The organism is Blastococcus sp. PRF04-17, assembly GCF_023016265.1.
Lineage (GTDB): Bacteria > Actinomycetota > Actinomycetes > Mycobacteriales > Geodermatophilaceae > Blastococcus_B.
This window is the reverse complement of the sequence record NZ_CP095412.1, coordinates 2,744,384-2,755,853: the sequence shown is the minus strand read 5'-3', so window position 1 is coordinate 2,755,853 and position 11,470 is coordinate 2,744,384. Positions and strand designations below refer to the sequence as shown.

The 11,470-nt window shown below is 74.6% G+C and carries 11 protein-coding genes; 7 read left to right on the top strand and 4 right to left on the bottom strand.

Annotation, left to right across the window (positions count from 1 at the left end; genetic code table 11):
• Positions 1-26: 26 nt before the first annotated feature.
• On the bottom strand, positions 27-395 hold the full coding sequence (locus MVA48_RS13945) for a Rieske (2Fe-2S) protein (RefSeq protein ID WP_246981237.1): 369 nt from the start codon (positions 393-395) through the stop codon (positions 27-29).
• 114 nt (positions 396-509) lie between these two features.
• Between MVA48_RS13945 and MVA48_RS23515 the strand changes: the two genes are divergently transcribed.
• Together MVA48_RS23515 and MVA48_RS13930 are read left to right on the top strand one after the other, a co-directional pair.
• Positions 510-2,540, top strand: a complete 2,031-nt coding sequence (locus MVA48_RS23515; RefSeq protein ID WP_256461073.1) for a TPM domain-containing protein — start codon at positions 510-512, stop codon at positions 2,538-2,540.
• Positions 2,541-2,906: 366 nt separating this feature from the next.
• Positions 2,907-3,392 carry a VOC family protein gene (locus MVA48_RS13930; protein WP_246981236.1) on the top strand — a complete coding sequence of 162 codons (486 nt, stop codon included), beginning with the start codon at positions 2,907-2,909 and terminating at the stop codon, positions 3,390-3,392.
• Between the two features lie 172 nt (positions 3,393-3,564).
• Here MVA48_RS13930 and MVA48_RS13925 read toward each other — a convergent pair whose 3' ends face one another.
• The 3 genes from MVA48_RS13925 to MVA48_RS13915 are packed head-to-tail and all read right to left on the bottom strand — an operon-like array spanning position 3,565 to position 5,962.
• The gene (locus tag MVA48_RS13925) at positions 3,565-3,993 is read right to left on the bottom strand and encodes a PPOX class F420-dependent oxidoreductase (protein ID WP_246981235.1); all 429 of its coding nucleotides are present in this window, start codon (positions 3,991-3,993) and stop codon (positions 3,565-3,567) included.
• Positions 3,990-4,973, bottom strand: a complete 984-nt coding sequence (locus MVA48_RS13920; protein ID WP_246981234.1) for a pirin family protein — start codon at positions 4,971-4,973, stop codon at positions 3,990-3,992. The genes MVA48_RS13925 and MVA48_RS13920 overlap by 4 nt, the downstream gene beginning before the upstream one ends.
• Positions 4,970-5,962: a pirin family protein gene (locus MVA48_RS13915; protein WP_246981233.1), complete on the bottom strand. Its 993-nt coding sequence runs from the start codon at positions 5,960-5,962 to the stop codon at positions 4,970-4,972. Before MVA48_RS13915 ends, MVA48_RS13920 begins: the two co-directional genes overlap by 4 nt.
• Positions 5,963-6,051: 89 nt before the next feature.
• Here MVA48_RS13915 and MVA48_RS13910 point away from each other — a divergent pair, with 89 nt between their 5' ends.
• From MVA48_RS13910 to MVA48_RS13890, 5 genes are all read left to right on the top strand, one after another.
• Positions 6,052-7,110 carry a methylenetetrahydrofolate reductase gene (locus MVA48_RS13910; protein ID WP_246981232.1) on the top strand — a complete coding sequence of 353 codons (1,059 nt, stop codon included), beginning with the start codon at positions 6,052-6,054 and terminating at the stop codon, positions 7,108-7,110.
• A complete protein-coding gene (locus tag MVA48_RS13905) occupies positions 7,107-7,880 on the top strand; it encodes a class I SAM-dependent methyltransferase (RefSeq protein ID WP_246981231.1) in 774 nt (257 codons plus the stop codon). Before MVA48_RS13910 ends, MVA48_RS13905 begins: the two co-directional genes overlap by 4 nt.
• Before the next feature lie 93 nt (positions 7,881-7,973).
• A complete protein-coding gene (locus MVA48_RS13900) occupies positions 7,974-9,623 on the top strand; it encodes a circularly permuted type 2 ATP-grasp protein (protein ID WP_246981229.1) in 1,650 nt (549 codons plus the stop codon).
• Complete coding sequence (locus MVA48_RS13895) at positions 9,617-10,567, top strand: alpha-E domain-containing protein (RefSeq protein ID WP_246981227.1); 951 nt, start codon at positions 9,617-9,619, stop codon at positions 10,565-10,567. The genes MVA48_RS13900 and MVA48_RS13895 overlap by 7 nt, the downstream gene beginning before the upstream one ends.
• Complete coding sequence (locus MVA48_RS13890; RefSeq protein ID WP_246981225.1) at positions 10,564-11,457, top strand: transglutaminase family protein; 894 nt, start codon at positions 10,564-10,566, stop codon at positions 11,455-11,457. Before MVA48_RS13895 ends, MVA48_RS13890 begins: the two co-directional genes overlap by 4 nt.
• Positions 11,458-11,470 lie beyond the last annotated feature (13 nt).

Genomic DNA, 11,470 nt, shown 5'->3' with positions numbered 1-11,470 from the left:
CGGTTTCCGCGCCCCTCCCACTCCGCCTACTCGAGGACGACGTCGTCGCTGCGGCGCACCGCGCGGCGCACCCGCAGCCGGGCGATCCGGCCGACCAGCTCGACCAGCTGGGTGTAGCCGGGCGTCGGTCCGTGGTAGCCGAGGAAGCCCTTCGGCCCCTCGACCATCTCGCCGGTCCGGAGGTCGTAGCGGCTCTGGTGCCAGGGGCAGACCAGGCAGCCGTCGGCGTCCACCGTGCCCTCGGAGAGGTCGGCGAGCTGGTGCCGGCAGCGGCGGGACACGGCGAAGTACCGGTCCTCGCCCGCCGGCCCGCGGTTGCCCACCGCCCAGGCCCCGGCCCGGCGGACCGTTCCGGGCGGCAGGTCTGCTGCGGGCACGCGGTCGGGGTCCGGCACGTTGACTCCTCGTGATCGGTGGGCGGTCTCCCGCCCTACCCCGTGCGCTCCGGCCGGACCCCTCCAGCGTCGGTAGGGTCGGGCGTTCCGAACCGATCTCGCCCGGGAGGTGCCGTGCGCCGGCTGTCCGTCGTCCTCGGGGTGTCCGCCCTCCTCGTGCTGAGCGGTGGGACCGCGACGGCCGAGGAGCCGTTCCGCCTCGAGGAGCAGGTGGTCGACAGCGTCGGCGCGCTCAGTGGGAACGAGACCCAGGTCGAGGAGGCCATCGAAGGGCTCCAGGCGGAGGACGGCACCCAGCTGTTCGCCGTCTTCGTCTCCAGCTTCGACGGCGCCCGGGGCAGTGACTGGGCCGAGTCGACCGCCGAGCTCTCCCAGCTGGGGGGCAACGACGCCCTGATCGCGGTCGCGGTCGTCGACGGCGCCTACGGCTTCTACAAGCCGGCGAACTCCCCGGTCACCTACGCCGAGGTGGAGCAGGTGGTCGAACCCCCGTTCCGCGACGGCGACTTCGCCGGCGGTGTCGTCGCCTTCGCCGACCTGCTGCGTGCCGGGAACAGCGGTGGCACGACCGACGAGTCCGGCGGCGGGTCGGGCGGGGGCGGGGCGCTGCTGGTGCTGGGCGGGGTCGCCGTCGTCGGTGGTGGGGTCTACCTGGCGACCCGCTCACGGCGGCGTGCTCGGGAGGCGCTGCCGCCGCCGGTGCAGCGCATCGAGCGGCCCGACCCGTTCCCGGGCGAGAGCACCGAGCAGGTCCAGTTCCGGGCCAGCAGCGCGCTGCTCGAGCTCGACGAGGCGATGAAGACCTCGCAGCTCGACCTCGACTACGCCCGCCTGCAGTACGGCCCCGAGGCGGTCGCCGGGTTCGAGCAGGCCCTGGCGGCCTCGCGGGACGAGCTGGCGCGCGCGTTCGCGATCCGCCAGCAGCTGGACGACGACGTCCCGGAGGACGAGCCGACCACCCGCCGCATGCTCGCCGACATGCTCGCCCTCGTCGAGGCGGCCGACGCGCGGCTGGACCAGCAGGCGGCGGCGTTCGCCGAGCTGCGCGACCTCGAGCACACCGCGCCGCAGGTGCTCGACGCGCTCGGGCCGCGGATCGCCGAGCTGCGCGCCCGGGTGCCGCAGGAGGAGCAGCGCCTCGCGCAGCTCCAGCAGCGGTACGCGGACTCGGCCGTCGTCTCGGTGCGGGACAACACCACCGAGGCGCGGGCCCGGCTCGCCGCCGCGGAGCAGGAGGTCGTCGAGGCGCGCGAGCAGCTGGCGGCCGGCCGGGCGGGTGCCGCCGTCGGTGACATCCGGGCGGCGGAGGACGCCGTCGCGCAGACCGCCACGCTGCTCGACGCCGTCGGCCGGCTCGCCGCGGACCTCGACGCGGCCGCCGAGCGGGTGGCCGACATGCGGGCCGAGACGGAGAAGGACCTCGCCGAGGCCCGGTCGCTCGTCGCCGGCGGGGACAGGGCCGGACTGCGGCCCCAGATCGCCCGTGCCGAGGCGGCGCTGACCTCGGCCGACGAGCTGCTGCGGACCGGCTCGCGGACCGATCCCCTCGCCGCGCTGCGCCAGCTCGAGGAGGCCGACATCGCCCTGGAGCAGGCGCTGTCGGTCGCGCGGGACCAGCAGACCCAGATGCGCCGGGCGGCCGCAGCCCTCGACCAGGCGCTGCTCACCGCCCGCTCCACCATCGCGGCGGCCGCGGACTTCATCGGCACCCGGCGCGGCGCCGTCGGGCCCGAGGCGCGGACCCGGCTGGCCGAGGCGCAGCGGCACCACGACCTCGCCGTCGAGCTCGGGCGGGACGACCCGGTGACCGCACTCCGCGAGGCGCACCAGGCGGCGATGATGGCGCAGTCGGCGCTCGACCTGGCCCAGGACGACGTGACCCGCTGGTCGGGAGGCGGCTACGGCGGCGGCTTCGGTGGGCCCGGTGGCTTCGGCGGCGGGTACGGCGGGGGCTACCGCCGGGGCGGGGTGGACCTCGGCAGCCTCGTGCTCGGCGGGATCCTGCTCGGCGGTGGCCGCGGCGGGTTCGGTGGTGGCTTCGGCGGGGGCGGCTTCGGCGGGGGACGCGGCTTCGGCGGGGGCGGCGGGCGCTCCGGCGGGGGCAGCTTCGGCGGAGGCGGTCGCAGCGGCGGCGGCCGGTTCTGACCCGCTCCTCCGGACCGGTCCTCTGGGAACTGTCGGTGGCCGGTGGGACGGTTCCTCTCCCCGACGAAGAGGAGATGTCATGCCCACTCGCGACACACCCTGGCCGAACGGGACCCCGTGCTGGGTGGACTACGGCGCCGCCGACCTGGAGGCGACGAAGAACTTCTACGCGGCGGTGCTCGGCTGGGAGTACGCCGGTGGCGAGCCCGAGTTCGGCGGCTACCTCACCGTGATGCGCAACGGCCGCATGGCCGGCGGCATGGGCCCGCAGCAGGACCCGGACGACCCCCGCGGTGGACGACGTACTTCGCGGCGGACGACGCCGCCGCGACGGCCGCGAAGATCAGGGACGCCGGAGGCCAGGTCGTGGTCGAGCCGATGGAGGTCGGGCCGATGGGCACGATGGTCATCGCGCTCGATCCGCAGGGGAATCCGTTCGGCCTCTGGCAGTCCGGTCTCAACACCGGCGTCCAGATCCACAACGAGCCGGGCGCGCTGGCCTGGAACGAGGCGATGGTCGACGACACGGCTGCCGCCAAGGAGTTCTACAGCGCCGTCTTCGGGTTCACCTTCGAGCAGATGAGCGCCGAAGTGGCCGGCGAGGGCATGGACTGCGCGACGTTCTCCACCGGCGGCAACCCGCTCGGCGGGCTCGGAGCCTCGGACCCGAGCATGCCGAGGGGCTGGCTCACCTGCTTCTCCGTGGCATCGGCGGACGAGGCGGTCGCCACGGTCGAGGCGAAGGGCGGCACGGTGACGATGACACCCATGGACACCCCGTTCGGGCGGTTCGCCGTCGTCGAGGACCCGTGGGGCGCGCCCTTCGAGGTCATGCAGGAGCTGCCGGCCTGACGGCGAGCGGCTTCCCCGGCCGACCCGCGCTCAGCGGGTCGGCGCCGGGGAGCCGCCGCCGTTGTCGTCGCAGACCACGGTGCCCTCCTCGCAGGCGCCGGATCCGCCCGGCTCCTCGCTGCCGCAGCCGGCGGCCAGGAGCACGAACGCGAGGAGGGCCGCCCGCCCCCGTTCAGACGCGGACCTGGCCATAGGTGCGTTCGGGGCTGAACCGGACGACGAGCCGGCGGTCGGCCACCATGGCGGCGCGGTACTCGTCCCAGTCGGGGTGCTCGCCGTTGATGGCGCGGTAGTAGGTCACGAGCTCCTCGACCGTGGCGTCGTGCGGGTCGGCCGCGACCGGGGTGAGCTCGGCGGTGCCCTCGACGGCGACCCAGGTCCAGAAGTCCTTGGACGCGACGTGCAGGGTGACCCGTGGGTCCTCCCGCAGGTAGCGCGTCTTGGCCCGGCCCTCGGTCACCGAGATGCGGAACTGACGTGCCGCCGGGTCGTAGGCGTAGCCGACGTTGGACAGATGGGGGCGCCCGCCGGGCTGGATCGCGGCCAGGACGCCCCACGCCTGGCCGGCGACGAACGACAGCATCCGGTGGTCGACGTTCACCTCTCGCGCCCCCGGGCCTTGAGCGGGACCGGCGGCAGCGGCGGCGCCTCGAGCCGGGCGCCGTCGTAGCCGACCACGGCACCGAACCGGTCGGACTCGGCGTTCCACTGCTCGGCGTAGTGGGCGATCTCCTCGCCCGACCGGCCGACGAAGTTCCACCACATGACGACGCGCTCCTCGAACGGCTCGCCGCCGAGCAGCATCAGGCGGGTCGGCCGGCCGTCGGCCGTCGCCCCGCCCCGCAGCCGCAGGGTCCTCCGGCCGGTGCCCAGATAGAGCATGGCGCCGGTGGTCAGCGGCGCCCCCTCGACCTCCGCCGCGCCGGTGGAGGTGAGGACGCCGTACTCGAAGGCCGGGTCCAGCGGCACCTCGACGTCGGCACCCGGCGTCAGCTCCAGGTCGACGCCGACCAGCGGCGTGTGTGCGGTCGCCGACGAGCGCGCACCGCCGAGCTCACCGACCAGCACGGTGGCCGTCACGCCGTCGGACGTGAACCCGGGCAGGGCCGCGTGGTGCTCGAACACCGGAGCCATGTCGCGGACGGCGTCGGGGAGAACCACCCACAGCTGGACGCCGTGCAGGAACCGGGGGTGGCTGACCGGCGACTGCTCCGAGTGGGCGATGCCCAGGCCGGCCGTCATCAACGGCAGCTCCCGGGGGCCGAAGGTGACGTCGCTGCCCAGGGAGTCGCGGTGGTGCACCTCGCCCTCCAGCAGCCACGACACCGTCTGCAGGCCGGTGTGCGGATGCGGCGCCACCTGCATGCCGGCCCCGTCGGCGATGTCGTCGGGGCCGTAGTGGTCGACGAACGCCCAGGCGCCGACCATCCGTCGCCCCAGGGTCGGCAGCAGCCGGCGGACGTAGGTGCTCTCGCCGAGCAGCACCTCCTTGCCCGGCAGCAGGTCCAGCGCCGGGCCGGCGGCGGTGCCCTCCAGGCCTCCGAGCTCGCGGGCGGCGGGACGGCGGTCCAGGTTGCTCATGGCTGTCCAGTCTCGCCCGTCACGCCGCCGTGCGGCACGTACGTGGCCGGGATCGAGCCCAGCCGACCGGCCTGGAAGTCGGTGAACGCGTCCATGACCTCCTGTCGGGTGTTCATGACGAACGGCCCGTACATGGCGATCGGCTCCCGGATCGGCGCGCCACCGAGGATGACCACGTCCAGCGCCGGCGTGCGCGACTCCTGGTGGACGGCGCCGTTGACGGTGACGGTGTCCCCGGGGCCGAGGACGGCGAGCTGCCCGGTGCGGATCGGGGCTCCGTCGACGCCGACGGAGCCGGCCCCGGAGAGCACGTAGACCAGGGCGTTGAAGTCCCGCCGCCACGGCAGGTCGAGGGTGGCGCCCGGGGAGACGGTCGCGTGCACCATGGCCATCGGCGTATACGTGGAGCCGGGGCCGACGTGACCGGCGACGTCCCCGGCGATGACGCGGAGGAAGGCGCCGGCGTCGGGGCTGGCCAGCAGCACGGACTGGTTCGCGCGCAGGTCCTGGTAGCGCGGCTCGACCCACTTCTGCGCGCGCGGCAGGTTCACCCACAGCTGGAGGCCGTGGAAGAGACCCCCGCTGACGACGAGGTGCTCCGGTGGGCGCTCGATGTGCAGGACGCCGCCGCCCGCGGTCATCCACTGGGTGTCGCCGTTGCTGATCGTGCCGCCTCCGCCGTGGGAGTCGGCGTGCTCGAACGTGCCGTCGATGATGTACGTGACGGTCTCGAAGCCCCGGTGCGGATGCCAGGAGGTGCCCTTCGGCTCGCCCGGCGCGTACTCGACCTCGCCCATCTGGTCCATGTGGATGAAGGGATCGAGGTCACGGAGGTCGACGCCGGCGAAGGCGCGGCGGACCGGGAAGCCCTCGCCCTCGAAGCCCGACGGCGCCGTCGTCACCGAGCGGACGCGGCGGCGGACCGTACCGGGGGCGGGAACGGGGACGCGGGGCAGGGCGGTGGTGTCCTCGACGGTCACGGCAGGCATGCCGGCCTCCTTGGTTGAGGTCTCAACTAGTGCCACGGTAACCCTGTCGGCGCCCCGTGTCTTCCCGTCTCGTCGCGGCGGCTGGTTTCGTGGCGGTCCGCACCGGTCAGGCCTCCCCCGTGGAGCCCGAGGGGAGCGGTGCCGGCCGGCCGGGCTGCCCCAAGCGCATGGTCTTCGGCCCCTGTGGCGGCGTCCGGGACGACGAGCGATGCGAGCTGGCCGAGCACCGGTGCGTGTTCGTGGGCGAACCGTTGGTCAGGTGGCCGGACCCGCCGCGGTCGCGCCCGGTCCCCGCTGCGGACGGGCTGCTGGCACGGGCGGCCACCGCCCCCGTCGTCCTGGCGGATCTGTCCGTCGCTCCCTTCGACGTGGGATCGGTGCGCCGGGTGGCCGGCGTGCTCGGCACGGCGGCCGACGCCCTGCTGGCCGGCGAGCACGCCGACCGGCCGGACTTCCCGCCGACGATGCTCGCGCGCGAGGTGATGGCCGCCGGCGGCCGGCTCTGGACGACGCTCACCTGCCGCGACCGCAACCGGCTGGTGCTCGAGCAGGAACTCGCCGGACTGGCCGCGCTCGGCGTCGACGGCGTCCTCTGCGTGACCGGTGACGGGCGCGGACCGGGTGTGCGGCCCGGCACCAGGCAGGTGTTCGAGCTCGACGGCGTCCGCCTGACCGCGCTGGCGGCCGGGATGGGCCTGCCGGTCGCGGTGCCCGAGTCACCGGAGGCGCCCCCGGTCGATCTCCGCCCGGCCCGGGTGGCGCAGAAGGAGCGAGCCGGCGCGCAGCTGTGCGTCCTCAACCACGTGCGCAGCCCCGACCGGGTGGCGCGATTCGTGGCGGCGGCCCGCGAGGCAGGTGCCACGGTGCCCTTCGTCGCCGGCGTCGCCGTCTACACCGACGAGCCGTCGGCCCGGGTCCTGCAGCGCTTCCCCGGCCTCCACCTGGACGACGACGTGGTGGCGCGGGTGCTCGGCGCGGACGATCCGCGCGAGGCCGGCATCGCCGCGGCGGTCGACGAGGCCGCCGCGCTGCTGGCCGTCCCGGGCGTCGTCGGGGTGAACCTCTCGGGGATGGGCTCGGCACGGGGTGCGGACGACGGCGCGCGGATCAAGGCCGAGGTGGCCGACCGACTGAGGGGCAGGGCGTGACGGAGCTCGAGAGCGACGCGATGGAGTCGGAGTTCGGCACGGTCGCCGGATTCACCGAGGAGGCGGTCCGCGCGCTCGGACCCGAGTACGCGATCCCGGCCGGGTGCCGCGGCAGCGGCAGCGAGGCGGCGCTGCGCTGGCTGGCCGACCGGCTGGGGGTGAGCGCCGGCACCCGGTTCCTGGACGCCGGCGCCGGGGTGGGTGGACCGGCCGGATGGCTGGCCGCCGAGCGCGGACCGCGGCCGGTGTGCGCGGAGCCGATGACCCCGGCGGCCCGGGCCAGTCGGCGGCTGTTCGGCCTGCCCTCGGTCGCGGCGGTCGCCCAGGCGCTGCCCTTCCCCGACGGCGCCTTCGACGCGGCCTGGTGCCTCGGAGTGCTCTGCACCACGTCGGACAAGGCCGGCGTGCTCGCGGAGCTGCGGCGCGTGCTCGGCGACGGACGCCGGCTGGGCCTCCTGGTCTTCGTGGCCGACGCGCCGCTCCCGCCGCCGCTGCCCGAGGGCAACGAGTTCCCGTCGGAGGCCGAACTCCTCGAGCTGCTGGACGACGCCGGATTCCGGCTCGAGGACCACGTCGTGGCCGACCTCGGGGACAGCCCCGCGGAGTGGACCGAGCGGGCGGACGCCGTGGACGCCGAGGTGGTCCGCCGGCACGGCGACGACCCGGCGCTCCGCGAGGCGCAGGAGCAGTCGCACCGGGTCGGCCGGTTGCTCTCGGACGGGGCGCTGCGCCCCTGGCTGGGGGTGGCCGTGGTCCGGGGCGAGCGCTGATCGCAGAGACCCTGCCGACGACACCCCCGCGTCACCGGAGCGGCCTCGCGTCCTCGAAACGCGCCGGACACACGCCGGAACTAGGTTCGGTCCATGGCGGACCTCTTCGACGGCTACTCCCTCGGGGAGCAGTGGGACGAGATGTTCGGCGAGGTCGGCCGCGCCCGTCCGGCGTACGCCGGGCTCTTCGCCTCCATGCAGCCGATCGACGGGGACGAGCTGGCCGCGCGCGCCGACGTGCTGAGCCAGACCTACCGCGACGCCGGGGTCACGTTCGCCCACGCGGGCGAGGAGCAGCCGTTCCCGCTCGACATCGTGCCGCGGGTGATCGGTGCCGAGGAGTGGTCGGTCATCGAGCGGGGCGTGGCCCAGCGGGTGCACGCGCTGGAGGCCTTCCTCGCCGACGTGTACGGCGCCGGCCAGGTGTTCGCCGACCGCGTCGTGCCGCGCAGCGTGATCACCACCAGCTCGCACTTCCACCGGCAGGCGCACGGGCTGGTGCCGCCCAACGGCGTCCGGGTGCACGTCTCCGGCATCGACCTCGTGCGCGACGAGGCCGGCGACTTCCGGGTGCTCGAGGACAACCTGCGCTCGCCGTCGGGGGTCAGCTACGTCATCACCAACCGGGCCGCGATGAGCCAGGTGCTGCCCGAGCTGTTCGCCGACCACCGCATCCAGCCGGTGGCCGACTACCCGAGCCGGCTGCTGGCGGCGCTCAAGGCGTCCGCGCCGGCGAACGTGGCCGACCCGACGGTCGTCGTCCTCACGCCGGGCGTCTACAACTCCGCCTACTTCGAGCACGCCCTGCTCGCCCGGCAGATGGGCGTCGAACTGGTCGAGGGGCGCGACCTGGTGTGCGCGGGCAACCAGGTGAGCATGCGGACGACGGACGGGCAGCAGCGCGTCGACGTCATCTACCGCCGCATCGACGACGAGTTCCTCGACCCGGTGCACTTCCGCCCCGACTCGGTGATCGGCTGCGCGGGCGTGCTCAACGCCGCGCGCGCCGGCCGGGTGACCATCGCCAACGCCGTGGGCAACGGCGTGGCCGACGACAAGCTGCTCTACACGTGGGTGCCCGACCTGATCCGCTACTACCTCGGCGAGGAGCCGGTCCTGCAGAACGCCGACACCTACCGGCTCGACGACCCCGACACCGTCGAGTGGGTGCTCGAGTCGCTGGACCAGCTGGTGCTCAAGCCGGTCGACGGTTCGGGCGGCAAGGGCATCGTGATCGGTCCGCGCGCCGACGAGCGCACCCTCGGGGAGCTGGCGGTCAAGGTGCGCGCCCGGCCGCGGGACTGGATCGCGCAGAAGCCGATCGGGCTGTCGACGTGCCCGACGCTGGTGGGCGGACGGATCGCGCCCCGCCACGTCGACCTGCGGCCCTTCGCGGTCAACGACGGCGACAGGGTCTGGGTGCTGCCCGGCGGGCTGACCCGGGTGGCCCTCCCGGAAGGGGAGCTGGTGGTCAACTCCAGCCAGGGCGGCGGGTCCAAGGACACCTGGGTGCTCAGCCCGCCGCGGCAGGCGACCGAGCCGGAGGAGGCGGACCTCACCCGCATCGAGTTCACCGCGGCCGACCTCCCGGAGGACCCGGTGGGACAGGATGCGGGCCCGCTCGGTGACACCGTCGTCGGCCAGTCCCAGCAACAGCAGCAAGCAGGAGCCGAAACCGCGGTTTCGGCCGCTCGAGCGGGGGCCGAAACCGCGGTTTCGGCTCCTCGGGGGGCCCGGTGCTGAGCCGGATCGCCGAGTCGCTGTTCTGGATCGGCCGCTACGTCGAGCGCGCCGACGACACCGCACGCATCCTCGACGTGCACACCCAGCGCCTGGTCGAGGACCCGTGGATCGACGAGCGGCGGGCCTGCGCCAACCTCCTGGCGCTGATGGGATCGCCGGTGCCCGACAGCGAGGCCGACACCGAGCGGGTGCTCGCGACCCTGGCCTTCGACCGCGCCAGCCCCAGTTCGATCGTCGGCGCGCTCTCGGCGGCCCGCGAGAACGCCCGCGGCGCCCGCGAAGTGCTCAGCGCCGAGATCTGGGAGTCGCTCAACGTCACCCACAACGCCCTGCCGCAGCAGCGCACGATGGCGCGCCGGTACGGCCCGCACTCGCTGTTCCGGTTCGTCCGCGAGCGCTCGGCGATGGTGTTCGGGCTGGCCGACGCCACGATGAGCCGCGACGAGAGCTGGCTGTTCCTCATCCTGGGCCGCTCGCTGGAACGGGTGGACATGACGTCGCGGATCATCTCGACCCGCGTGCTCGCCGGGGACGCCGCGCCCTCCTGGACCCTGGTGCTGCGCTCGACCGGCGCATACGAGCCCTACCTGCGCACCTACCGCGGCATGGTCAACAGCAGCCGGGCCGCCGAGTTCCTGCTGCTGGACCGGCTCTTCCCCCGATCGGTGTTCGCCGCGCTCGAGCAGGCCGAGGCGTGCCTGGCCGAGCTGGAGCGGTCGACGGTCCGCGACGCCGCCCGCATCGGCGTCGCCGGAGAGGCGCACCGCATCGTGGGCCGGGCGCGCACGATGCTGGAGTTCATGAGCCCGCCCGAGCTGCTGGCCCAGCTGCCGAGCCGGCTGGAGGAGCTGCAGCGCACCTGCTCGGCGGCCAGCGCCGCGGTCACCCACCGCTTCTTCACCGAGCAGGCGCCCCAGGTGTGGGTGCCGGAGGAGGCCGGGTGACCCAGGGCCAGACCCAGGAGCTGACGACGGCGGCGCGGCCGGCCGCGCACCGCTGGCGGCTGCAGGTCGTGCACCGCACCGTCTTCCACTACTCCGGTCCGGTGCGGTCCTCCTACAACGAGGCGCGGCTGACCCCGGAGAACAGCCACCGCCAGACGACGCTGCGCTCGCGCGTGGAGATCGAGCCGGCCGCCACCGCCTACGCCTACCGCGACTACTGGGGGTCGACGGTGACCGCCTTCGACCTGCACACCCCGCACTCCGAGCTGGCGGTCACCGGGACGTCGATCGTCGAGGCCGGCCCCGACCTCGCCGCCCACGACCGGGTCGGCTGGGGCGCCCTGGCCGCGCGGGAGGTGCAGGAGCAGTTCGGCGAGCTGCTGGCCGCCACACCGCTCACCGCCATGGACGACGAGGTGGTCGCGCAGGCCCGGGCGGCGGTCGGCGACGCGCGTCCGCACGAGGCAGGCCCGGCGATCTGCCGGTTCGTCGGCGAGCACATGGAGTACCTGTCCGGCTCGACCAGCGTGAAGACCAACGCGATGCAGGCGTGGGGCAAGGGCAAGGGCGTCTGCCAGGACATCTCCCACGTCACCGTCGGACTGCTGCGCGCCCTCGGCCTGCCCGCCCGGTACGTCTCCGGCTACCTGCACCCGGCCAAGGACGCCGCCGTCGGCGAGCCGGTGACCGGCGAGAGCCACGCCTGGGTCGAGTGGTGGGACGGCGGCTGGAACGGCTTCGACCCGACCAACTCGGTGCCCATCGGCCCGCGCCACGTGACCTTGGGGCGGGGCCGCGACTACGGCGACGTCCCGCCGTTCAAGGGGCTGTTCTCCGGGCCGAGGAGCGAGGGCCACACCGTGACCGTGGAGGTCACCCGACTGGCCTGATCCGCCCGGCGGA

Bases quoted from the DNA above. Each gene is read 5' to 3' on its own strand.
- MVA48_RS13920 (WP_246981234.1), bottom strand. From the start codon at position 4,973: ATGAGCAACCTGGACCGCCGTCCCGCCGCCCGCGAGCTCGGAGGCCTG.
- MVA48_RS13915 (WP_246981233.1), bottom strand. From the start codon at position 5,962: ATGCCTGCCGTGACCGTCGAGGACACCACCGCCCTGCCCCGCGTCCCC.
- MVA48_RS13900 (WP_246981229.1), top strand. From the start codon at position 7,974: ATGGCGGACCTCTTCGACGGCTACTCCCTCGGGGAGCAGTGGGACGAG.